The organism is Vibrio sp. PBL-C16 (assembly GCF_034321865.1).
Taxonomy (GTDB): Bacteria; Pseudomonadota; Gammaproteobacteria; order Enterobacterales; family Vibrionaceae; genus Vibrio; species Vibrio alginolyticus.
On the sequence record NZ_JAXLNY010000002.1, the window covers coordinates 2238813 to 2261738 of the forward strand.

The 22926-nt window shown below is 43.4% G+C and carries 19 protein-coding genes; 10 read left to right on the top strand and 9 right to left on the bottom strand.

The genetic code is table 11. The features are described 5' to 3' along the window. Positions 1–50 precede the first annotated feature (50 nt). Entirely contained in the window at positions 51–1697 is a 1647-nt protein-coding gene (gene pgm, locus UQW94_RS18450; protein ID WP_213987175.1) for a phosphoglucomutase (alpha-D-glucose-1,6-bisphosphate-dependent), read from the bottom strand. A gap of 92 nt (positions 1698–1789) precedes the next feature. Continuing rightward, positions 1790–2332: a replication initiation negative regulator SeqA gene (gene seqA, locus UQW94_RS18455; protein ID WP_262902122.1), complete on the bottom strand. Its 543-nt coding sequence runs from the start codon at positions 2330–2332 to the stop codon at positions 1790–1792. 92 nt (positions 2333–2424) lie between these two features. On the opposite strand from seqA, the gene UQW94_RS18460 reads away from it, so the two are divergent. The 3 genes from UQW94_RS18460 to fldA all read left to right on the top strand — a co-directional run bounded on the left by UQW94_RS18460 (position 2425) and on the right by fldA (position 4108). Further along, positions 2425–3192: an alpha/beta fold hydrolase gene (locus UQW94_RS18460; RefSeq protein ID WP_017819953.1), complete on the top strand. Its 768-nt coding sequence runs from the start codon at positions 2425–2427 to the stop codon at positions 3190–3192. A 112-nt stretch (positions 3193–3304) separates the two neighbouring features. Then, positions 3305–3526, top strand: coding sequence for a DUF2788 domain-containing protein (locus UQW94_RS18465; RefSeq protein WP_322142474.1), 222 nt, complete (start codon positions 3305–3307; stop codon positions 3524–3526). Between the two features lie 48 nt (positions 3527–3574). After that, positions 3575–4108, top strand: coding sequence for a flavodoxin FldA (gene fldA / locus UQW94_RS18470; protein WP_322142475.1), 534 nt, complete (start codon positions 3575–3577; stop codon positions 4106–4108). A 52-nt stretch (positions 4109–4160) separates the two neighbouring features. Here the strand turns inward: fldA and UQW94_RS18475 are convergent, their stop codons facing one another. Further along, a complete protein-coding gene (locus UQW94_RS18475) occupies positions 4161–4664 on the bottom strand; it encodes a DUF4442 domain-containing protein (RefSeq protein WP_005382144.1) in 504 nt (167 codons plus the stop codon). 200 nt (positions 4665–4864) lie between these two features. Between UQW94_RS18475 and fcrX the strand changes: the two genes are divergently transcribed. Continuing rightward, positions 4865–5314, top strand: a complete 450-nt coding sequence (gene fcrX, locus UQW94_RS18480) for a ferric iron uptake transcriptional regulator FcrX (RefSeq protein ID WP_005382141.1) — start codon at positions 4865–4867, stop codon at positions 5312–5314. Positions 5315–5535: 221 nt separating this feature from the next. On the opposite strand, the gene glnS is transcribed toward fcrX, so the two are convergent. Beyond that, positions 5536–7206, bottom strand: coding sequence for a glutamine--tRNA ligase (glnS, locus tag UQW94_RS18485; protein WP_005382124.1), 1671 nt, complete (start codon positions 7204–7206; stop codon positions 5536–5538). Positions 7207–7482: 276 nt separating this feature from the next. Next, positions 7483–8976, bottom strand: a complete 1494-nt coding sequence (gene nagE, locus UQW94_RS18490; RefSeq protein WP_005384985.1) for an N-acetylglucosamine-specific PTS transporter subunit IIBC — start codon at positions 8974–8976, stop codon at positions 7483–7485. A gap of 489 nt (positions 8977–9465) precedes the next feature. Here nagE and nagA point away from each other — a divergent pair, with 489 nt between their 5' ends. From nagA to asnB, 4 genes are all read left to right on the top strand, one after another. Beyond that, positions 9466–10602: an N-acetylglucosamine-6-phosphate deacetylase gene (gene nagA / locus UQW94_RS18495; protein ID WP_322142476.1), complete on the top strand. Its 1137-nt coding sequence runs from the start codon at positions 9466–9468 to the stop codon at positions 10600–10602. Between the two features lie 2 nt (positions 10603–10604). After that, entirely contained in the window at positions 10605–11819 is a 1215-nt protein-coding gene (nagC, locus tag UQW94_RS18500; RefSeq protein WP_005382105.1) for a DNA-binding transcriptional regulator NagC, read from the top strand. An 81-nt stretch (positions 11820–11900) separates the two neighbouring features. Beyond that, complete coding sequence (locus UQW94_RS18505; RefSeq protein ID WP_005384981.1) at positions 11901–13490, top strand: cation:proton antiporter family protein; 1590 nt, start codon at positions 11901–11903, stop codon at positions 13488–13490. A 230-nt stretch (positions 13491–13720) separates the two neighbouring features. Then, positions 13721–15385 carry an asparagine synthase B gene (gene asnB / locus UQW94_RS18510; protein WP_005384979.1) on the top strand — a complete coding sequence of 555 codons (1665 nt, stop codon included), beginning with the start codon at positions 13721–13723 and terminating at the stop codon, positions 15383–15385. A gap of 115 nt (positions 15386–15500) precedes the next feature. On the opposite strand, the gene rfaH is transcribed toward asnB, so the two are convergent. Continuing rightward, positions 15501–16001 carry a transcription/translation regulatory transformer protein RfaH gene (gene rfaH, locus UQW94_RS18515; RefSeq protein ID WP_005382098.1) on the bottom strand — a complete coding sequence of 167 codons (501 nt, stop codon included), beginning with the start codon at positions 15999–16001 and terminating at the stop codon, positions 15501–15503. Positions 16002–16334: 333 nt separating this feature from the next. On the opposite strand from rfaH, the gene UQW94_RS18520 reads away from it, so the two are divergent. After that, entirely contained in the window at positions 16335–17723 is a 1389-nt protein-coding gene (locus UQW94_RS18520) for a peptide MFS transporter (RefSeq protein WP_005382097.1), read from the top strand. 49 nt (positions 17724–17772) lie between these two features. Here the strand turns inward: UQW94_RS18520 and hemH are convergent, their stop codons facing one another. The 3 genes from hemH to htpG form a co-directional block, all read right to left on the bottom strand. Next, positions 17773–18735 carry a ferrochelatase gene (gene hemH, locus UQW94_RS18525; protein ID WP_171344862.1) on the bottom strand — a complete coding sequence of 321 codons (963 nt, stop codon included), beginning with the start codon at positions 18733–18735 and terminating at the stop codon, positions 17773–17775. A gap of 167 nt (positions 18736–18902) precedes the next feature. Further along, positions 18903–19547: an adenylate kinase gene (adk, locus tag UQW94_RS18530; protein ID WP_005382094.1), complete on the bottom strand. Its 645-nt coding sequence runs from the start codon at positions 19545–19547 to the stop codon at positions 18903–18905. Positions 19548–19867: 320 nt separating this feature from the next. Next, positions 19868–21772 carry a molecular chaperone HtpG gene (gene htpG / locus UQW94_RS18535; RefSeq protein ID WP_017819957.1) on the bottom strand — a complete coding sequence of 635 codons (1905 nt, stop codon included), beginning with the start codon at positions 21770–21772 and terminating at the stop codon, positions 19868–19870. Positions 21773–22043: 271 nt separating this feature from the next. On the opposite strand from htpG, the gene UQW94_RS18540 reads away from it, so the two are divergent. Continuing rightward, positions 22044–22922 carry a transcriptional regulator gene (locus tag UQW94_RS18540; protein WP_130546537.1) on the top strand — a complete coding sequence of 293 codons (879 nt, stop codon included), beginning with the start codon at positions 22044–22046 and terminating at the stop codon, positions 22920–22922. The last annotated feature ends 4 nt before the right edge of the window (positions 22923–22926 follow it).

A 22926-nucleotide genomic window follows, 5' to 3' on the forward strand; every position in this document is an offset into this window, starting at 1 on the left:
TTGATGCTTGCACATCAACCCTTTGTTTTCTAAATCGACTATTGAATGGTTTACAGGCCGGCAGCTGCAAACACTTGATTAACGATCTCTTGTGCTTCTGCTTCGATTTGTTTTAGGTGCTCTTCACCTTTGAAGCTTTCACAGTAAATCTTGTAGATGTCCTCTGTGCCTGATGGACGAGCAGCGAACCAGCCGTTTGCCGTCGTTACTTTTAGACCACCGATTGCAGCACCATTACCAGGCGCATGCGTGAGACGAGCCGTAATTGGATCACCCGCTAGTGTTTCAGCCGCGACCATTTCTGGTGACAACTTCTTCAGTACGTCTTTTTGTGGGCCATTCGCTACAGCTTGAATACGGTTGTATTTCGACTCACCGTGTTTCGCCGCTAGCTCTTCATAGTAGTCTTGTGGGTTCTTACCCGTTACCGCAGTGATCTCTGCCGCTAGAAGACATAACAAGATGCCGTCTTTGTCTGTTGACCAAGGCGTGCCATCTTTACGAAGGAATGACGCACCAGCACTTTCTTCGCCGCCGAAACCAAACTTACCAGTGTACAGACCGTCTACAAACCATTTGAAGCCTACTGGTACTTCACATAGTTCACGACCTAGATCCGCCACAACACGGTCAATCAGTGCACTTGATACTAGTGTTTTACCAACAGCGACGTCTTTACCCCACGCGTCACGATGACGGTACAAGTAGTCAATACAAACGGCTAAGAAGTGGTTCGGGTTCATCAAACCTTTTGGCGTAACGATACCGTGACGGTCGTAGTCAGGATCGTTACCAAATGCTAAATCGTATTCGTCTTTCAGTGCCAATAGACCCGCCATTGCGTAAGGAGAAGAACAGTCCATACGCACAACGCCGTCTTTATCTAGCGACATGAATTGGAAAGAAGGATCGATCGATTCACTTACTAGCGTTAGGTCTAGGTTGTATGCCTGACCAATTTGACGCCAGTAATCGATACCGCTGCCACCCAATGGATCTACACCAATCTTCAGGTTCGCTTTTTGGATTGCTTCCATATCGATAACGTTCACCAGGTCATCGATGTATGGCTTCACCAAGTCCATCTCTACAAACAGATCCGATGCTTTTGCTTCTGCTAGTGGTAGGCGTTTCACACCTTGTAAACCTTCAGCAATCAGTTCGTTCGCACGATCTTCGATAGCTTGAGTCAACTCTGCTTCTGCAGGGCCACCATGTGTCGGATTGTATTTGATACCGCCGTCTTGTGGTGGGTTATGTGATGGGGTAATAACGATACCGTCTGCTTTTTCATCGTGTTTGATGTTGTAAGTCAGAATCGCGTGTGAAATACCCGGTGTTGGCGTGTAACCGTTGTCTTGTTGGACAATCACTTTCACACCATTTGCAATCAATACTTCAATCACACTTGAAAAAGCAGGCTCAGATAGCGCATGCGTGTCTTTACCCACAAACAACGGGCCAATTGTGCCTTGCTCAGCACGAACTTCTGCTACCGCTTGAGCGATCGCTAAAATGTGGTTTTCGTTAAAAGTGTGCTTGTCTGCAGTACCGCGGTGGCCAGAAGTACCAAATTGAACTTTGTGTTCTGCGTTTGCCGCGTCTGGTTGAAGTAAGAAGTAGTTAGCAACGAGTGCTGGGATATTGTGAAGATCTTCCTGCTGCGCTTTTTGCCCAGCACGAGGGTGCATAGCCATGTTTGACATCCTTTCTTTCAATACAAATAAAATTAAAAAAGCCTCATAATATCCGCTCACTGCGACGCATTATGAGGCTTCTATCAGGTTTCTTAGATTGAACCTGTTACTTTTTCTATTAAGTCAGGTTGGAACCCCATGTGTGCCATCACTTGTTCAACCATCTGTCTTTTACGACTTGTATTGTTATTCGTGATAACCCAAAACGGTGTGCCAGGAATGGCTTTTGGCTTGGTCGTATTACCGTTTGCTAGCAAGGTTTCTTCATTATCTGCAAAGTACACGCGTTTGCGTCCTTTTACATTCGTAGCCTGGGCGAAACCTTCTGGATTCAATTTATGTAAGGTCGATAATACTAACATAAAGCGATCAATCGCTTTTTTTAGACCGGCAAACTCATCAGAAATAAGCAGCGAACGCATTTCTTTCACTACATCAACAGATTCCGTTTTACCCGCATCTTTACTTACTACAATCCCTTGTGGCTTCTCTACTACAGGCGCGTCTTTAGCTTCCTGCAACTGACCATCAAGGTTTAAAAGGCGTCGCAAAATATCCGAGGCGCTTTCACCGATATGCTTAGTTTGACTAGCTATATAACGGTATAGATCCTCATCAACCTCAATTGTTTTCATTCGCTTTTCACATTCTCAATGTTTAAACTCTGGGGGATTATAACGAGATCCACGCGGATACTCCACGTTAAACCCATCACGAATAAGATAAAATGTCAGCATTACTCAACTATAAGCAGGAAGGCCAAGGCCAAACAGTTGTTTTGATTCACGGATTGTTTGGTAGTTTAAGTAATCTGGGTCTACTCGCCCGCGATCTTATTAAAGATCACACGGTGATCAGTATTGATCTGAGAAATCACGGCCTCTCTTTCCACTCCGAAGTCCATAACTATACCGATATGGCAAAAGATGTGGCTCAGCTCCTTCAGCACTTAAACGTTGAACCATCTATTGTTATTGGTCACTCCATGGGCGGAAAAGTCGCGATGGCTCTTGTGGACATTGCTCCAAATGTAGTCAAGCAGTTAGTCGTTCTCGACATGGCGCCTGTAGCCTACACTACGAACCGTCACGATAATGTTTTTAACGGCTTACATGCTGTTATTAATGAAAAACCAGCAAATCGACAGCAAGCCATGGATATCCTAGCTCAACATATTGAACTCGATGGTGTAAGACAATTTCTCTCTAAATCACTGTACAAAAATGGCGATAAGATGGATTGGCGGTTTAACGTACCGAGCCTTTTTGAGAATTATGACCAAATTATTGGCTGGCAAGAAATCACACCAACAGATATCCCAACTTTGTTTATCAAAGGCGGCGACTCTGACTACTTAATGCCAGAACATCAGCCGGCAGTGAAGCGACAATTTAACCATGCTAAAGCACACATTATCGCTGGCACTGGTCACTGGTTACACGCCGAGAAACCGACAGAAGTAATGAGAGTCATTCGAAAATACATTTCGAGTTAACAAATTCGAAAAGCAACACTAGATTATTGAAATAACCCTTCTTGTAGTGCATTAACTTTACCGTTTAACAGTGGTATAGTGCGCCCAAGATTTTTCGGCATGAAGGGCTAAAATGCTTTACGACTATATGGATATGCTCGAGTCTATTGGGCTCAATCTTCTTTTTGCTGCTATCTTTTTTTTCATCGGGATGGCGATAAAAGATGTGCTAAAGCAAGGCAATGTACCTGTTTTTGGTCGTCGTATTGTGTGGTTAGTCCTTTTCCTAGGCTGTGCTGGCTTTATTGCAAAAGGTGTAATTCAGCTAACTTGGGAAGGCTCAGGGTTAGGTTAAACCCTTAGTAGCATCGCCAATAACAAACAATGTAAAGGTATAGACTCTATGGCAAGTGTAGGTATCTTCTTCGGTAGCGACACAGGTAATACTGAAGCCGTTGCAAAGATGATTCAAAAGCAACTAGGTAAACATCTAGTTCACGTTCAAGACATCGCGAAAAGCAGCAAAGAAGACATTGATAACTTCAATCTTCTTCTTCTAGGTATCCCAACTTGGTACTACGGCGAAGCACAATGTGATTGGGATGACTTCTTCCCTGAGCTTGAGCAAATCGACTTCTCTACTAAGCTAGTGGCTATCTTTGGCTGTGGCGACCAAGAAGACTACGCAGAATACTTCTGTGACGCGATGGGCACAGTCCGTGATATCGTTGAATCTAAAGGCGGCACAATTCTTGGCCATACCTCGACAGAAAGCTACGAATTTGAAGCGTCTAAAGCACTTGTTGAAGGTGACGAAAGCCAATTCGTAGGTCTATGTATTGATGAAGACCGCCAACCAGAATTGACTGACGAGCGTGTTGAAAGCTGGGTTAAACAAATCTATGAAGAGATGTGTTTAGCTGAGCTAGAAGGCTAATCAAATTGAATGATGCAAAGACCTCCACTTGGAGGTCTTTTTGTATGTATTGTCACACAGCATCGGTAAGTACTTCCTCTTCGCGATACTGAGGTTTCTTTCTTACATAAAGCTTGCGTTGAACCTCTGAAACCACATTCCCCTGTTTATCTTTTACATGAGTAATAAACTCAGGAAAACACTTTTCTCCATTCCGTGTCATTTGATAAATGTTTTCCAGCATCCCTTCAGTGACCTCAAATTCTGCAAACAAATCACTTTGCCCCGGCTTAATAAAGTTAATGCTTGCCTCTTTATCCCACACATAATATTCCTCTCGTAGAATCCCCATCAGCATCAACGAGTAAATAGGATCAGTTAAAGAGAAAATACTGCCGCCATATTGGGTGCGATTGGCATTTTTATTCCACCAGCGAAGCTTTAAACGTACCTTTACAGTACGGAAGTCTTGAGAAATATGTAAGATTTTAATACCCGCCCCCCAAAAAGGAGGCCAAATATTGAGTGCGAACTTTACAATTCCTGGTTTGTATATCTTCGCTAGTCGCCTATTCATCGCTATCCCTGCCCTCTCCAAGCTTAATGTTACACAATTGTAACTAGTCAGAGCTGTAATATAATGGACCTGTTTCTAATTTACAAAAAGATTCTATTAACCCTTTGAAGTTCGTGGTTTAATGTTCCGAACGCTTATCCTATAATGGTAGGAAGATTGAATTCTGTTAAATCGCTGCAGATGATCCAACGGGAAAGTATATGTCAGATAATAATCAGGCGCTGAAGGATGCGGGTTTAAAAGTAACCCTTCCGAGGCTAAAAATTCTAGAAGTACTTCAGCAGCCAGACTGCCAGCACATCAGTGCTGAAGATTTGTACAAAAAGTTGATTGATCTAGGTGAAGAAATTGGCCTAGCAACTGTTTACCGAGTTCTAAACCAGTTCGACGATGCTGGTATTGTAACTCGTCACCACTTTGAAGGTGGAAAGTCAGTCTTCGAATTATCGACTCAACATCACCACGACCACCTAGTGTGCCTAGACTGTGGTGAGGTAATTGAATTTTCTGACGATCTTATTGAAGAACGTCAAAAAGAGATTGCAGCTAAGTACAATGTCACACTAACAAACCACAGCTTATACTTGTACGGCAAGTGTAGCGATGGTGGTTGTAAAGACAATCCAGATGCACACAAACCGAAAAAATAAGGGTTTGTTAATTTAAAAAGTAAACGTCAGCACATGCTGGCGTTTTTTGTTTCTAGAAGTCAGTACCTTAGACGTCAGTACTTTGGTTACAGAACAAAAGCTACTAAACACCCATCTTTTTTATCCACAGTTTTGCACATCTGTATAGCACTCTGTGGGATTAGGTATAAAAAATGCCAGCGTTTGCTGGCATTTTTCATCACTCTCAGCATTAATTGAGATTATTGATTCTCAATTTTTGCCCAGGTATCACGTAAACCAACCGTGCGGTTGAATACTAGATTATCTGCTGAAGAGTCTTTCGAGTCTGCACAGAAGTAACCCATACGTTCAAACTGGTAACCTTTTTCTGCTTCTGCAGAAGCTAGGCTAGGCTCGACAAAGCCATTGATCACAACTAATGATTCAGGGTTGATAGTAGAAGCAAAATCTTCCGCTGCGCCTGGGTTTGGCACCGTAAATAAACGATCGTACAGACGAATTTCCGCAGGAAGAGCTTTATCTGCTGACACCCAATGAATAACGCCTTTCACTTTACGACCATCTGCTGGGTTTTTACCTAGCGTATCTGCATCATAAGAACAGAAGATAGTTGTGATGTTGCCTTCTGCATCTTTTTCAACGCGCTCCGCTTTGATCACGTAAGCACCACGTAAACGAACTTCTTTACCTAGCACTAAACGCTTGTACTTTTTGTTCGCTTCTTCACGGAAGTCTTCACGCTCAATCCACAATTCACGCGTGAATGGCACTTCACGCACGCCCATTTCTGGTTTATTTGGGTGGTTGGCAACTGTCAAGTTTTCTACTGCGCCTGCTTCAAAGTTTTCGATAACAACTTTAACAGGATCCAGTACAGCCATTGCACGCGGAGCGTTCTCGTTTAGGTCATCACGAATACAAGATTCTAATGAACTAAACTCGATCATATTTTCTTGCTTCGTTACACCAATACGCTTACAAAACTCACGAATAGATGCAGGTGTGAAGCCACGACGACGCAGACCTGAGACAGTCGGCATACGTGGATCATCCCAACCATTAACCAGTTTTTCAGTAACTAGCTGGTTAAGCTTACGCTTAGACATCACTGTATATTCAAGGTTTAAACGACTGAACTCGTATTGATGTGGACGGCTTTCGATCGTGATGTTGTCTAGAACCCAATCGTACAGACGACGGTTATCCATGAATTCAAGCGTACAAATAGAGTGCGTAATGCCTTCTAATGCATCAGAAATACAGTGCGTAAAGTCGTACATTGGGTAAATGCACCACTTATCACCAGTTTGGTGGTGCGTAGCAAAACGCACACGGTATAAAACTGGATCGCGCATGACCATGAATGAAGAACCCATGTCGATTTTAGCACGAAGACACGCTTTACCTTCTTCAAATTCACCAGCGCGCATTTTTTCAAACAACGCCAAGTTCTCTTCAACAGAACGGTCACGGTATGGACTTGGTTTACCTGGCGCCTTTAGTGTGCCGCGGTATTCACGAATTTGCTCTGGACTTAGCTCATCTACGTACGCTAAGCCTTTGTTAATCAATTCAATTGCATATTCGTAAAGCTTATCGAAGTAGTTTGATGAGTAACATACTTCACCACTCCACTCAAAGCCCAACCAGTTTACATCTTTCTTGATAGACTCAACGTATTCGATGTCTTCTTTTTCAGGGTTTGTATCGTCGAAACGCAGATTACATTGACCCTGGTAGTCCTGAGCAATACCGAAGTTCAAACAGATAGACTTAGCATGACCGATATGCAGGTAGCCATTTGGCTCCGGCGGGAATCGAGTATGCACGCTAGTGTGTTTACCATCCGCTAGATCTTTATCAATGATCTGGCGAATAAAGTTTGATGGACGAGCATCAGCTTCACTCATCTATAGCACCTCAAAAATATTAGTATTGTCAGAGAAAACGGAACCCTGTATCCAAGTATGGTTTCACAGAGTACATTGTTCCTAATGATCCACAATTCTAAGCAATTAGACAACAAGAACTCGCTCTAAAACGACAATATTTATCGAGTTGGCGTGAAAGCAAAGCAGATTCAAAGGGCCTAAACGAAAAAAGGCCTCCTGCGGAGGCCTTTTGCGATGTTGTAGTATCAATTGTTTGCAATACCAATAACAAACAATCGCACCACTATTAAACAGTTAAGCTGGTAACTGAACACCACTTAAGTCTTCATCTTTAGATACATTCTTCATCTCACCAGCAACAATCTCTGCTAGTGGACCAAGGATAACTTGTAGGTTGTTTGTACCTAGCTTCACAACTCCCATAGCTCCAAGATCTTTCAGAGTTTTCTCATTGATAACGCTCATATCTTTCACAGAAAGGCGCAAACGAGTAATACAGGCATCGATAGAACTTAGGTTGTCATGACCGCCAAGTGCTTTCAAGTACTGACGAGCAAGCTCTGAAGAATTGCTTGATCCAGCCACGTTAGATGAAGCTTCTTCATCATCTTCACGTCCCGGTGTTTTAAGGCCAAACTTAACAATCACGGTACGGAACACGAAGTAGTAAACCGCAAAGAAACCAAGACCTTGTACAATGAGCATGTACCAGTTTACCGCTAGCGGGTTACGAGTTGACAATACTAAGTCGACTAAACCAGCAGAGAAACCGAAACCTGCAATCCACTGCATTGATGCCGCGATATAAACTGATAGACCAGTCAGCGCTGCGTGAAGAACGTACAGTCCTGGAGCAAGGAACATGAATGCAAATTCAAGTGGTTCTGTTACACCTGTAAAGAATGAAGCAAACGCAGCCGCAATCATGATAGATGCCACTTTCTCTTTATTCTTTGATTTCGCAGTATGGTACATCGCTAGAGCAGCGCCTGGTAAACCAAACATCATGATTGGGAAGAAGCCCGCTTGGTACATCCCCGTAACACCTACCGTTGCCGTGCCTTCAGCTAATGATTTCGCACCGCCAAGGAAGTTTGGAATGTCATTAATACCAGCAACATCAAACCAGAACACTGAGTTTAGTGCATGGTGCAGACCAACAGGAATTAGAAGACGGTTGAAGAATGCGTAAACACCTGCACCTGCTTCACCCATACCTTGAATGCTTTCGCCAAAACTGACCAGACCGCCGTAAACTGATGGCCAAACGTACATCAGGATGAACGCAATAACGATACCAGCAAAAGACGTTAGGATCGGTACAAGACGCTTGCCAGAGAAAAACGCCAGTGCTTTGTGCAGCTCTACGTGAGAAAAACGGTTGTACAACTCAGCAGAAACAATACCAACCAAGATACCGACGAACTGGTTATTGATTTTACCAAATGCAGCAGGTACTTCACTTGGGTCAATGCCTTGAATTTGTGATACTGCACCAGGGGCCAAAAGCGTTGTGACAACTAAGAAGCCCACGAAACCTGAAAGTGCAGCGGCGCCATCTTTGTCTTTAGACATTCCATAAGCAACACCAACAGCGAACAATACTGACATGTTGTCAATGATCGCTGCACCAGCTTTAATAAGAAATGCAGCAAGTGCACTGTTTGCGCCCCAGCCATTTGGGTCGATCCAGTAGCCAATACCCATGAGTATTGCTGCTGCAGGAAGTGTGGCAACCGGCACCATAAGCGCCTTACCCACCTTCTGGAAGTATCCGAGAATGTTCACCTTAAGTTCCCCCTATAGGATTAGATGTTATGTTGAATGACTTATTTCAGTCGTCCAATTTAGTCATCCTAAGTTTATGATATTAATTTTGCTCCGCAAATTAAAAGCTCACCGTTTGTGATCATAATCACCACAATTTGCCCTTTCGGAAGGTTTTTGCTAGCGAGATCATAAAACTTATTTTATTATACGAAAAAATGGCGTTTTAAAGATAATATTCTCGCACTTTATGCAAGGCAGAATCAGTGTTATTTTGGTATCTAGGCGGGTAAATCACTGTAACTTTGCTCTGAAAAAGAATCATAAAAAACCATACAATTATTACTTTTCAGTTAGTTACTATGACAATAACATCGATAAAACGCGACTTGCTGTATGTGACTCGTTATCTAATTCAGTGATACAAACTAAGTACCCATATGACTGAAGCAGTCTCTACTTAGATAACGATATAGAAATTGAATTCTCATCTATAAGGACTAGCTGACTATGTACGCGCTAAGTAACTGTAAAATTTATACCGGTAGTGATGTTCTTACCGATCATGCGGTCATCATCGAAAATGATCTTATTCAATCTATTGTGCCGGTTTCTGAGCTACCTCAAAGCATCGAAGTAAAAGACCTTGCAGGCGCTAATCTAAGTCCAGGCTTTATCGATCTGCAGTTGAACGGTTGTGGCGGTGTAATGCTAAACGATGCAATTACCCCTGAAACCATGCAAATCATGCACCAGGCAAACCTCAAATCTGGCTGTACTAGCTTCCTGCCAACACTCATTACGTCATCTGATGAAGATATGCGAACTGCAATTGCCGCAGCTCGTGAGTACCACAACAAGTATCAAAATCAATCGCTTGGTTTACACCTCGAAGGTCCTTACCTTAACGTCGCGAAAAAAGGCATCCATAACGTAGATTTTATTCGCCCATCAGACGAAAGCATGATCGACCTTATCTGCGCAAACGCCGATATCGTAGCGAAAGTAACACTAGCACCTGAGCATAACGACCCAGAGCATATTGCGCGATTAAAGGCTGCTGGCATCGTGGTTTCAATTGGCCACACAAATGCAACCTACGCCGAAGCACGTAAAAGCTTTGAAGCAGGCATTACTTTTGCTACACACCTCTTTAATGCAATGACACCAATGGTTGGTCGTGAACCAGGAGTTGTTGGTGCAATTTACGATACTCCTGACGTATATGCTGGCATTATTGCTGATGGTTTTCACGTCGACTACGCAAACATCCGAATTGCTCATAAAATCAAAGGTGAAAAGCTTGTTTTGGTGACGGATGCCACAGCTCCAGCAGGTGCTAACATTGATCACTTTATTTTTGTCGGTAAGGAAGTATATTACCGAGATGGTAAGTGTGTTGATGAAAATGGCACGCTAGGCGGCTCAGCTTTGACAATGATTGAAGCAGTTCAGAATTCAGTTGAGCACGCGGGGATCGCTTTAGACGAAGCTCTACGAATGGCCACGTTATACCCAGCAACAGCAATTGGTGTTGAGGATCGCCTTGGCCGAGTTCGAAAAGGGATGGTTGCAAACCTGACTATTTTCGATCGTGACTTTAAAGTAAAAGCGACGGTTGTTAACGGACAATACGAGCAAAATTAAGCATGAATGGCGGACAGATTGGTAATGTAGATTTAGTAAAACAGCTTAACAGCGCTGCGGTATATAGGCTGATTGATCAGCAAGGTCCTATCTCCCGTATTCAAGTCGCGGACGTGAGTCAGCTCGCGCCTGCTAGTGTTACCAAAATAACCCGCCAACTTTTAGAGCGCGGCCTTATTAAGGAGGTCGCCCAACAAGCTTCAACTGGTGGTCGTCGTGCGATCTCTTTGACTACTGAAGTCAAACCTTTTCATTCGATTGCCGTTCGCTTAGGTCGAGATTACGTACAGTTCAGTTTATACGATTTAGGTGGCACCGCGCTGGCAGAAGATCAGCATGAACTGCACTACACTAACCAAGCAGACTTAATCGCAGGACTCATCGATTTATTAAAAGATTTCGTAAGCCGTTGCGAAGACAAAATTGATCAACTCATCGCTATCGGCATCACTTTACCGGGCCTTGTTAACCCAACAACTGGCGTGGTCGAATACATGCCTAATACCGATATCGATAATCTTGCTCTCGGTGAAATTGTTGGGGAGAAGTTTAATACAGCATGCTTTGTTGGCAACGACGTACGTGGCATGGCGTTGGCTGAGCACTACTTTGGAGCAAGCCAAGACTGCCAGGATTCTATTTTGGTTAGCGTCCACCGCGGTACTGGCGCAGGTATTATCGTTAACGGCCAGGTTTTTCTTGGTTTTAACCGCAACGTCGGTGAAATTGGTCATATCCAAATTGACCCGCTTGGTGAGCAATGCCAATGTGGAAACTTTGGCTGTTTAGAAACCGTAGCTGCAAACCCAGCGATTATTCAACGAGTGAAGCAACTGATTACTCAAGGATACGAATCAAGCTTAACCGACCTTGAAAACATCACAATTGAAGCGGTATGTCAGCACGCAATGAATGGTGATGAACTTGCGAAACAGAGTTTAGTGCGAGTGGGCAACCAGCTAGGTAAAGCGATTGCGATTACGGTTAACTTATTTAATCCACAGAAAATTGTAATTGCTGGCGATATTACTGCAGCACAAGATATTGTTTTCCCTGCAATTCAACGCAACGTAGAGAATCAATCTCTTAAAACTTTCCATAACGACCTCCCTATCGTGGCTTCTCACATTGATAAGCAGCCAACGATGGGCGCATTTGCGATGATTAAACGCGCTATGCTAAACGGAGTTTTGTTACAAAAGTTACTGGAAGACTAAGTTTATACAACCAATTGAGTTACAATCTCGGGCTGTGTTTTCACAGCCCGTTTTTGTATATCAGGAATACAGCTCAACAGTATGGAAATTATTCTAATTACAGCCGCTTTTTTAGCTGGTTTTATTGCGCTTAAATGCAGCCTCCCTCCCCTCGTTGGTTTTCTACTAGCTGGATTTGGCTTGCATGCATTTGGTTACCAAAGCAATGACGTTATTGTCACTCTCGCAGATCTTGGTGTTACTCTTCTTCTGTTTACTATTGGACTCAAACTCGATGTAAAAACCCTGCTGTCCAAAGAAATATGGGGAGGGGCAACCGCCCACAACATACTCTCTACCGCTTTTTTTGCCCTAGCGTTATCCGGCTTAAAACTACTGGGCTTGACTTCGCTAGCCAGTATGGACGGCAGCCAAATCCTGCTTTTAGCTTTTGCACTATCGTTCTCTAGTACCGTTTTTGCCGTAAAAGCATTGCAAGAAAAAGGCGAAATGAACGCGACCTACGGCACACTCGCGATCGGTATCTTGGTTATGCAAGATATTTTTGCCGTAGTATTCCTGACTGCTTCAACCGGAAAAGTCCCAGAATGGTATGCCATCGGTTTGTTCGCACTGCCTTTCCTTCGTCCCCTATTCTATAAGCTGCTCGATAAAGTTGGCCACGGCGAAATGCTGGTGCTATTCGGTATTTTCTTCGCGCTTGTTGTCGGTGCTGGGCTATTCGAGTTGGTCGGGATGAAACCAGACTTGGGCGCGCTAATTTTAGGCATGCTACTCGCAGGTCACCCAAAAGCCTCAGAACTATCCAAGTCATTATTCAATATGAAGGAGCTCTTTTTAGTCTGCTTCTTTTTGAACATTGGTTTATCCGCCTCATTGAGCGTGAATGGCGTCGTTCTCGCCCTGCTATTTATCTTACTGCTACCAATCAAAGGACTCTTGTACTTCGTCACTATTAATCATTTTAAGTTTCGAGTACGTACCTCTTTGCTCGCCTCTTTATCACTATTTAACTACAGTGAGTTTGGTCTTATTGTTGCTGGGTTGGCCTATAAAATGGGCTGGATGCCAAGTGATATGCTTGCTGCGATTGCGGTTGCGGTGTCGGTATCCTTTGTAATTTCCGCGCCACTTAACCGCCTTAGCCATAAAATTTATCAACATTCAGGTAAGTGGCTGCAAGAGACAGCGGTAGAAAAGCTCAATCAACGCGACCAACTCATCAACCCAGGTCATGCCCAAGTATTGATCTTAGGTATGGGGCGTATTGGAACGGGCGCTTATGATGAGCTACGTTCACGCTATGGCAAAATTTCATTGGGTATAGAAATTCGTGAAGACGCTGCACATCATCATCGTTCAGAAGGAAGAAATGTGATTTCTGGTGATGCCACCGACCCGGATTTCTGGGAGCGAATTTTAGATACAGGTCATGTAAAACTGGTTCTGCTTGCAATGCCACATCATCAAGGTAACCAAACAGCACTTGAGCAGCTTAAACGCAGAAAATATAAGGGGCAAATTGCCGCTATCGCCGAATACCCAGATCAATTGGAAGGCTTACTTGAAAATGGCGTTGACGCAGCATTCAATATTTATAGTGAAGCTGGTAGCGGTTTTGCTCGACACGTCTGTAAACAACTTCAACCTAAATTCACACCAATTAAATAAGCAACAGCACTGATATTTTTCGGAAGGCTTTCTATTGATAGAAAGCCTTTTTTGTATAGTTTTTATACCAAACCTTGATCTCATTCACCAAAACAACGGTTGAGTTAAATATTTTCCATACAACAAGGCCTTTTGTCATTTTTTTAATCACAAAACGTTGCTTTTTTTATTAGTAATGGCAAATTTAAACCATACCGATTAGAAATTGTTTAGTTTAGTAAGGATGTAGTATGTGTTCAGTATTTGGCATTTTAGACATTAAAAGCGATGCAGCCGCATTGCGCCCTATCGCATTAGAGATGTCGAAAAAACTTCGTCACCGTGGCCCAGACTGGTCTGGGATTTACTCTTCAGAGCGTGCTATTTTAGCGCACGAGCGCTTGGCGATTGTTGGTCTAAATAGTGGTGCACAGCCGCTATACAGCCCTGATAAGAAGCTCATCCTTGCCGTCAATGGTGAAATCTACAACCATAAAGAAATTCGTGCTCGTTACGAAGGAAAGTACGAATTTCAAACCGATTCAGACTGTGAAGTCATTCTTGCACTTTACCAAGATATGGGTGCAGATCTCCTTGAAGAACTAAACGGTATTTTCGCTTTTGTGCTCTACGACGAAGAAAAAGATGAGTATTTAGTCGGACGTGACCATATTGGTATTATCCCTCTTTATCAAGGTCACGATGAGCATGGTAACTACTATGTGGCATCAGAGATGAAGGCTCTTGTTCCAGTATGTAAAACAGTAAGTGAATTCCCTCCTGGTAGCTATTACAGCTCTAAAGATACTGAGCCAACACGTTACTATGTTCGTGACTGGAACGAGTACGCAGCAGTACAAGGTAACAGCACTAGCAAAGAAGAATTGACTGAAGCGCTAGAAGCGGCTGTTAAACGCCAACTAATGACTGACGTGCCTTACGGTGTACTTCTTTCGGGCGGTCTAGATTCTTCTATTACATCTGCGGTAGCAAAACGCTTTGCAGCGATGCGTATTGAAGATGATGAAAAGTCTGAAGCTTGGTGGCCTCAACTGCACTCTTTTGCTGTTGGCCTAGAAGGCGCGCCTGACCTGAAAGCCGCTCGCGAAGTTGCCGACCAAATTGGTACCGTTCACCACGAAATGACGTACACGATTCAAGAAGGTTTGGACGCGATTCGTGACGTGATTTACCACATTGAAACGTATGACGTGACGACTATCCGCGCATCAACACCTATGTTCTTAATGGGTCGTAAGATCAAAGCGATGGGTATCAAGATGGTATTGTCTGGTGAGGGCGCTGACGAAATCTTTGGTGGCTACCTTTACTTCCACAAAGCGCCAAACGCGAAAGAGTTCCACGAGGAGACTGTGCGTAAACTGCTTGCTCTGAACATGTTCGACTGTGCTCGTGCTAACAAGTCGCTGGCAGCATGGGGAGTTGAAGGACGCGTACCTTTCCTAGATAAAGAGTTCATTGATGTAGCAATGCGCTTGAACCCAGCAGACAAGATGTGTGGCAACGGTAAAATGGAGAAACACATCCTTCGTGAGTGCTTCGAGCACTACCTGCCAGAATCGATCGCATGGCGTCAAAAAGAGCAATTCTCTGATGGCGTTGGCTACAGCTGGATCGATACGCTGAAAGAAGTCGCGGAACAGAAAGTGACAGACCAGCAGATGGAAACAGCTCAATATCGATTCCCATACAACACGCCAACGACAAAAGAAGGCTACGTGTACCGTGAAATCTTTGAAGAGTTATTCCCACTTCCATCAGCAGCAGAGTGTGTACCAGGAGGCCCTTCAGTAGCGTGTTCTTCAGCGAAGGCGATTGAATGGGATGAATCGTTCCAAAACTGTGTTGACCCATCAGGTCGTGCAGTACAGACCGTTCACAACGACTCATACTAATTCTCTACGATAAAGATAAGGGTCGGTTCGTCCAACCCTTTTAAAACAGACAGAAAATTAGATACGATCAAAAAGAGGTGCTTTTGCACCTCTTTTTATGTTTGATGGAATTAGGCTATTTTAAATCTAAATCACTATTGTCTATGCTGACAGGCACACGCTTGGTGATCATCTGAACTAGCATAATTGAGCGTTTCTCACCATCTTGTTCTTGGAAGATGGCATCTATGCCCGCAAATTGACCGCTTTTAACTCTAATTTGATCGCCTGGTTTTGGCATACATTCAGAAACGGTATTGTCATTACAACACTTTTCTAGCTGCATCAATTCGAAGACCAAGTCACCTTGAACTTCTTTCGGTTGAGCACCAAAACGCACAAAGTCAACAACACCTCGAGTAGAGCGGACTGAGGTGAAGTTTGGCCCTTGCTCATAATCAAAGTAAGCGAATACGTAACAAGGAAACAGCGGCTCCTCGACTTTTTGTCTTTTACCGCGCAAAATCTTCTCAACTTCTACAGTTGGATAAAAGCATTCTACACCTTGGTTTTCAAGGTGTTGTTTCGCCCTAACCTGCTCCCCACGTTTACAATAAAGTAGATACCAACGTTTCATCTTTTTACTAGCCAATTCTATTTTGTTTTTATCCTAGCATTAAGCCAAAGTTGAGTCATTGATATTCAGTTTATCTATAAAAGTATGATTATACATCGCTCGCATTAACGACATTTTTCAGCAACTTACGATAAAGAAGTCCATAGGCAAAAATGGAAATTAAGTTTGTAATACAACCAATACACCATCATATAATCTGCAAATCTAATCAAAAACAGCCACTTAACAAACAAAAATAGTTGAATGGCAAAATTTTATTATTTGTCACTCGTTGAATTGCATTGTATACGTAGAAGTCGTTAAAAAATGTAATAACTATTATTAGAAGAGCTTATGTCAAACCAACATCAATATTTTGGTCATCCACGTGGCCTGTTCTTATTGTTCGGTACAGAACTGTGGGAACGCTTTTCTTACTACGCAATGCGTGCCATTCTCGTGCTTTACCTTACTGATACAACAATGAATGGCGGCCTTGGCTGGTCAACCAAAGACGCATTAGACCTATACGGCATATACACAGGGCTTGTGTATATCACACCTCTTATCGGTGGTTACCTAGCAGATAACTATTTAGGTCAACGTCGCTCAATTTTGCTTGGTGGCGCGTTAATGGCCATCGGCCAGTTTACTCTTGCACTTCCTGCTGATGCTTTAGGTATTGGTTCGCTACACAGTTTCTATTTAGGCCTTGGCCTACTTATCACTGGTAACGGTCTCTTTAAGCCAAATATATCAACCATGGTTGGCGACCTTTATCAAGAAGGTGACAACCGTCGTGACGGCGCATTCACTATCTTTTATATGGGTATCAACTTAGGTGCATTACTTGCCGGCGTCGTTTCTGGATCTGTGACAACCTCTTACGGTTGGAAAGCAGGCTTTGTTGCCGCTGGTGTGGGTATGCTGGTTAGCCTAGTGATGCAAATGGTACTGGCTCAATCATGGCTTGGTGATATTGGTCGCGAACCAGCGGCGAAACGAGATCTAAACAACAAAAACGCCACCACGAAGCAGCCACTCACCAAAGAAGAAGTGAATCGACTAAAAGTAATTCTGGTCATGAGCTTATTCACTATTGTCTTCTGGGCAGGCTTTGAACAAGCTGGTGGTCTGATGAACATCTATACTCAACAATATACTGATCGCATGATTGGTGGTTTTGAAGTTCCTGCTGCGTGGTTCCAATCACTAAACCCATTTTTCATTATTACTCTAGCGCCAGTTCTGGCTGTCCTTTGGGTAAAATTGGGTAAACGTGAACCTACTTCGCCAGTGAAATTTGCGATGGCACTATTTTTCTTGGCGATTGGTTTCCTTTGTATGGTTGGCGCAGTGCTAGAACAAGGTGGAGATACAACAGTAAAAACATCGATGTTATGGTTGGTCGGCGCTTTCTTCTTCCACACATTAGGCGAGCTGTGTTTATCACCAATTGGTCTTTCATTGGTGACTAAATTAGCACCGCTTCGCTTAGCTTCACTTATGATGGGTGCATGGTTTGGCTGTAATGCGATTGCTAACTATGTTGCGGGCTATGTGGGCTCTCACGTAGGCGAGTTAGGCGCTATGGCTATCTTTAGTGGTATTGCGGTCAGCGCAACCGTAAGTGGCGTAATTTTGCTCCTATTCTCTAATACACTCGTTCGCTGGATGCATGGCGCTGAAAATACGCACAGCACGGCAGAGCAAGTAGAAGAGCAGCAAGTACAAGTTGCTTGATCGCTCAACTAAACGTAGAAAGGGTCGCTATTGCGACCCTTTTTTGTATCTAAAGTTTAGATTGAACTAACTCAACCATCATCTCGATATGAAGTTCACTATCGTTCAAACAAGGGATGTAGGTAAAGTTTTCACCACCTGCTTCAAGGAAAATCTCTTTACACTCTTCCGAGATCTCTTCCAACGTCTCTAAACAATCTGACGAAAATGCGGGGGTCACAACATTAATATTTTTCACACCCTTTGCAGGAAGTGCCTCTAGGGTCTTATCGGTATAAGGTTGAAGCCACTCTTCTCTCCCAAATCGGGACTGATACGTCATACCAATTTGTTGTTCGCTTAAACCTAACGCTTCCCCAAGCAAGCGAGTCGTCTCTTCACAATGCTGTGGGTAAACATCACCATTGTCAGCATAGCGTTTTGGAATACCATGATAAGAACACAGCAGGTAATCTCCCTGACCATTCTTTTGCCAATGTTCACGAACTGAATGCGCTAACGCTTCAATATATTTCGGGTGATTGTAATAATCACGAATAAAGCTAAAGCTTGGCATCACAGGCAGGTTTTTAAATGCTTTAGTGATTCCGTCAGAAACCGCTGCAGTTGTTGTGCCCGAGTATTGCGGATACAAAGGTAAAACAATGACTTCATCAACGCCTTGCGCCAATAGGGCTTCAAAGCCTGATTGTAAACTTGGGTTACCATACGTCATACCAAGCTCTACAGGTATATCAAGCTTTTGTGCCAACTTTTCCGTTTGGCGTTTAGAGTACACCATCAACGGCGAGCCCTCTTCCATCCATACTGATTGATAGAGTTTGGCAACTTTAGGAGCTCGGATAGGAAGGATAACGCCGTGCAATAGTGGACACCAAAGCCATCGAGTCATGTCTACCACTCGGTGATCATGAAGAAACTGACTTAAAAAGCGCTTTACGGCAGGAGCGGTTGGTGCGTCAGGAGTTCCCAGGTTAACTAGGAGTACACCCTGTTTATTATTCTCTTTCATAACATCCTATTCATGGTAAACGGCTTGGTTCATATATTTAAGTAACCTCGAAGTAACGAATAGCCGAGCTGAAGTTAATTAGATATATGTTTACGAGTAAACTAAAAAAAGCGACCACTTGGGCCGCTTTCAATATATCAAAATATTAAATTTTTGACTTCAGCAAATTAAGATAGTGCTTTCTCGATATCCGCACTAACTTCAGCTACTTGCTTAGTACCATCAAACTTAAGGTACTTAGTCTTGCCTGCTTCAGCTTCTTTGCCGTAGTAGTTGATTAGCGGTGCAGTTTGCTCGTGGTAAACACCTAGACGAGCACGTACTGTTTCTTCTTTGTCGTCATCACGAACAACAAGATCTTCACCAGTTACATCATCTTTACCTTCCACTTTAGGCGGGTTGTAAACCACGTGGTAAGTACGACCAGAAGGAAGGTGAGCACGACGACCAGCCATACGCTCAACAATTACATCGTCTGCAACGTCAAATTCGATAACGTAGTCTACGTCTACGCCCATTTCTTTTAGGCCGTCAGCTTGAGGGATAGTACGTGGGAAACCATCTAGTAGGAAACCGTTTGCACAGTCTTCTTGAGCGATGCGCTCTTTGATAAGACCAAGGATGATTTCATCAGAAACTAGCTGACCAGCGTCAATAACAGCTTTGGCTTGTTTACCAAGCTCTGTACCTGCTTTGATAGCAGCACGAAGCATATCACCAGTAGAGATTTGTGGAATACCGTATTTTTCCATGATGAAGTTTGCTTGTGTGCCTTTACCTGCACCTGGAGCACCTAGAAGAATGATGCGCATGATTTATCCTCTTTAATATTTAAGATTTATACCGAAGCTCACAATAGCTGACCTCTTAGACATCAAACCTGAGAAGCACCTGCAACGATAAGTTTCGGTATAACGTATATAGGCGAGCAAAAATACACGCCTTATTACTCACATTCAAGTCGCAGATTCTATCACAGGTTCTCTGAGCAAAGAGTGTATTAAGACTAAAGAATGTTAACAGTACCCTCTTTCACGCCCTATTGATTATTAACTCAGCACTTGAGATGCAAAATTTTGCGACAACAAACAAAAAGCTCGCGAAATGCGAGCTTTTTGATTTGCAGAGGTTATTACACCTTAGTCAAAAGTTGATTAACGGCTCCTAAGAACTCTGTTGGATCCTCAATAGAGCCTCGCTCCGCTAGCATTGCCTGACCAAGCAGAACTTCAACCCAGCGACCAAACGCTTCTTCATCGGCTTCGTCAGCCATACGCTTAACCAATTCGTGCTCAGGGTTTAGCTCAAAGATGTATTTCACTTCCGGCACAGCTTGACCAGCTGCCGCAAGAAGCTTCGCCATTTGAGTGCCCATTTCGTAATCGTCCGTTACCACAACAGCAGGCGTAGATGCGAGTTTGAAGGTCGTACGAACTTCTTTCACACGATCGCCTAGGTAAGACTTCGTGCGCTCTACAACCGACTTGAACTCTTCTTCGGTTTCTTTTTGCTTCTCTTTTTCTGCTTCATCTTCAAACTGACTTAGATCAAGCCCAGCTTTAGTGATTGACTGGAACTGTTTACCATCAAACTCAGTTAAGTAGTTCATCAGCCACTCATCAATGCGGTCGTACATCAAGATAACTTCAATGCCTTTCGCTTTGAACTGTTCTAAGTGAGGGCTGTTTTTCGCAGCTGCATAGCTGTCTGCCGTCAAGTAGTAGATCTTATCTTGACCTTCTTTCATGCGCTCAACGTAAGACGCCAAGCCCACAGTTTGCTCAGAAGAGTCCACTTCAGTTGAAGCAAAGCGCAATAAACCTGCAACTTTCTCTTTGTTTGCAAAGTCCTCCGCAGGGCCCTCTTTCATCACAAGACCAAACTCTTTCCAGAATGATTGGTATTTCTCTTCGTCATTCTTGGCCATACGTTCAAGCATCGTTAGCACACGCTTAGTACAAGCATTACGTAGAGACTGAGTCACTTTATTGTCTTGTAAGATCTCACGCGATACGTTTAGCGGTAAATCATTTGAGTCTATTAAACCACGTACGAAGCGTAAGTATGACGGCATAAATTGCTCTGCATCGTCCATAATGAATACGCGCTGTACGTACAGTTTCAAGCCTGATTTGTGGTCGCGGTTCATCATATCCCAAGGTGCTTTCGATGGGATGTATAGTAAGCTCGTGTAGTCGTTTTTACCTTCTACACGGTTATGACTCCAGACCAATGGATCGGCAAAGTCATGTGATACGTGCTTGTAGAACTCTTGATACTCTTCTTCTGAAATATCAGATTTGTTACGCGTCCACAGTGCTTGGGCTTTGTTGATTTGCTCCCACTTCTTCTCATCTGTTTCCTTGCCTTCGTCATCACGAACGACAGTTTGGATTGAAACAGGAATGCCGATGTGATCAGAGTACTTACTGATAACGTCACGTAGACGCCACTCATTCAAAAACTCTTTACCCTCTTCACGCATATGAAGAATGATGTCGGTACCACGTGACTCTTTGGTAATGTTTTCGATGGTGTACTCACCTTCACCCGCTGAGTGCCATTGTACCGCTTCATCAGCGGCTAGACCCGCAGCGCGAGTGCGCACGGTAACGGCGTCAGCAACGATAAATGCCGAGTAGAAACCAACACCAAACTGACCAATAAGCTGAGAGTCTTTGCTCTGCTCTTCAGATAGCTTTGAGAAAAACTCGGCTGTTCCAGATTTTGCGATTGTTCCTAAGTGCTCAATCACATCATCACGGCTCATACCGATACCGTTATCAGAAATGGTTAAGGTATTTGCGCTTTCATCAAACGACAGTTTCACGCAAAGGTCTGCATTACCTTCGTATAGATCTGGGTTAGATAACGCCTGAAAGCGCAGTTTGTCTGATGCATCTGATGCGTTAGAGATCAGCTCGCGCAAAAAGATCTCTTTATTTGAATAAAGAGAATGGATCATTAAATGCAGTAGTTGTTTTACTTCTGATTGAAAACCACGAGTTTCTTTATTTTGAGATACGGTTTCGCTCATGTGTGCTCCATAACATCTAAACTAATTGGCTTTTTCATAGGGACAAGTTTGTGACTTTCCCCTTGAAATCACCTTACCGAGATGTCATTTAACATGTGGCTGACAAATGTAAATTCAAGGTCAATATTGCTAAAAACGGTGTTTTTTTAGAAAATTTTAATTATCCTACCCGTCTAAAAGCATCTAAAATGTCGTGCGCACTCCAAGCGCCCCGGTAATTTTGTGACATAAATCACCATAATTACAACATCATCCATCTAAGAAGAACTAAATGACTAACATTGGCACCAAATTTCTACTTGCTCAAAGGTTCACCTTTGATCCAAATAGTAATTCGCTCGCTGACCAACAAAACGGCAACGACGTTGTACGATTAGGAAGCAACGAAAGCCGTATACTTCTGATGTTGGCAGAGAGACCAAACGAAGTTTTAACCCGTAACGAGCTTCACGAGTTTGTTTGGCGTGAGCAAGGTTTTGAGGTGGATGACTCAAGCCTGACTCAAGCGATTTCTACTCTGCGTAAGATGTTGAAGGATTCAACAAAATCTCCAGAGTTTGTTAAAACGGTACCTAAACGTGGCTACCAACTCATTTGTTCAGTGGAACGCTTGAGCCCATTTTCTACTGACTCTAACACTGACGTTGAAGAAACCGCTTCTGAACAAGAAGCGCCAGCAGTGGAGTTAGAAGCGAGCGATATGCCACCAACAGAGGTAGTGACCGATACTACTGCTGATCTTGAGCCTCAAGTAGAGCCGACTAAAACTCAGCCGAAGCCAGCATCTAACACGATTAACTGGCTACCGCGTGTCATTATCTTTTTGTCTCTGCTGCTTCCTGTTTGCGTATTGTTATTCACGAACCCTGCGGAATCCCAATTCCGTCAGATTGGTGAGTATCAAAATGTACCAGTGATGACACCTGTAAATCACCCTCAAATCAACAACTGGTTGCCCTCAATAGAGCAATGCATTGAGCGCTACGTGAAGCACCATGCAGAAGACTCGTTGCCAGTTGAAGTGATTGCCACTGGTGGACAAAATAACCAGCTGATTCTGAACTATATTCATGACAGTAACCACTCTTACGAGAACGTAACACTGCGTATTTTCGCAGGTCAAAACGATCCAACAGACATCTGCAAATAAAGGA

Excerpts from the sequence above, each read along its gene's own strand:
- glnS (WP_005382124.1), bottom strand. The coding sequence starts at position 7,206 with ATGAGTGAAGCTGATGCTCGTCCATCAAACTTTATTCGCCAGATCATT.
- UQW94_RS18520 (WP_005382097.1), top strand. The coding sequence starts at position 16,335 with ATGTCAAACCAACATCAATATTTTGGTCATCCACGTGGCCTGTTCTTA.
- adk (WP_005382094.1), bottom strand. The coding sequence starts at position 19,547 with ATGCGCATCATTCTTCTAGGTGCTCCAGGTGCAGGTAAAGGCACACAA.
- rfaH (WP_005382098.1), bottom strand. The coding sequence starts at position 16,001 with ATGAAACGTTGGTATCTACTTTATTGTAAACGTGGGGAGCAGGTTAGG.
- UQW94_RS18475 (WP_005382144.1), bottom strand. The coding sequence starts at position 4,664 with ATGAATAGGCGACTAGCGAAGATATACAAACCAGGAATTGTAAAGTTC.
- hemH (WP_171344862.1), bottom strand. The coding sequence starts at position 18,735 with ATGAAAGAGAATAATAAACAGGGTGTACTCCTAGTTAACCTGGGAACT.
- UQW94_RS18460 (WP_017819953.1), top strand. The coding sequence starts at position 2,425 with ATGTCAGCATTACTCAACTATAAGCAGGAAGGCCAAGGCCAAACAGTT.
- htpG (WP_017819957.1), bottom strand. The coding sequence starts at position 21,772 with ATGAGCGAAACCGTATCTCAAAATAAAGAAACTCGTGGTTTTCAATCA.
- seqA (WP_262902122.1), bottom strand. The coding sequence starts at position 2,332 with ATGAAAACAATTGAGGTTGATGAGGATCTATACCGTTATATAGCTAGT.
- UQW94_RS18540 (WP_130546537.1), top strand. The coding sequence starts at position 22,044 with ATGACTAACATTGGCACCAAATTTCTACTTGCTCAAAGGTTCACCTTT.
- UQW94_RS18465 (WP_322142474.1), top strand. The coding sequence starts at position 3,305 with ATGCTTTACGACTATATGGATATGCTCGAGTCTATTGGGCTCAATCTT.
- nagA (WP_322142476.1), top strand. The coding sequence starts at position 9,466 with ATGTACGCGCTAAGTAACTGTAAAATTTATACCGGTAGTGATGTTCTT.
- fldA (WP_322142475.1), top strand. The coding sequence starts at position 3,575 with ATGGCAAGTGTAGGTATCTTCTTCGGTAGCGACACAGGTAATACTGAA.
- fcrX (WP_005382141.1), top strand. The coding sequence starts at position 4,865 with ATGTCAGATAATAATCAGGCGCTGAAGGATGCGGGTTTAAAAGTAACC.
- UQW94_RS18505 (WP_005384981.1), top strand. The coding sequence starts at position 11,901 with ATGGAAATTATTCTAATTACAGCCGCTTTTTTAGCTGGTTTTATTGCG.
- asnB (WP_005384979.1), top strand. The coding sequence starts at position 13,721 with ATGTGTTCAGTATTTGGCATTTTAGACATTAAAAGCGATGCAGCCGCA.
- nagC (WP_005382105.1), top strand. The coding sequence starts at position 10,605 with ATGAATGGCGGACAGATTGGTAATGTAGATTTAGTAAAACAGCTTAAC.
- pgm (WP_213987175.1), bottom strand. The coding sequence starts at position 1,697 with ATGGCTATGCACCCTCGTGCTGGGCAAAAAGCGCAGCAGGAAGATCTT.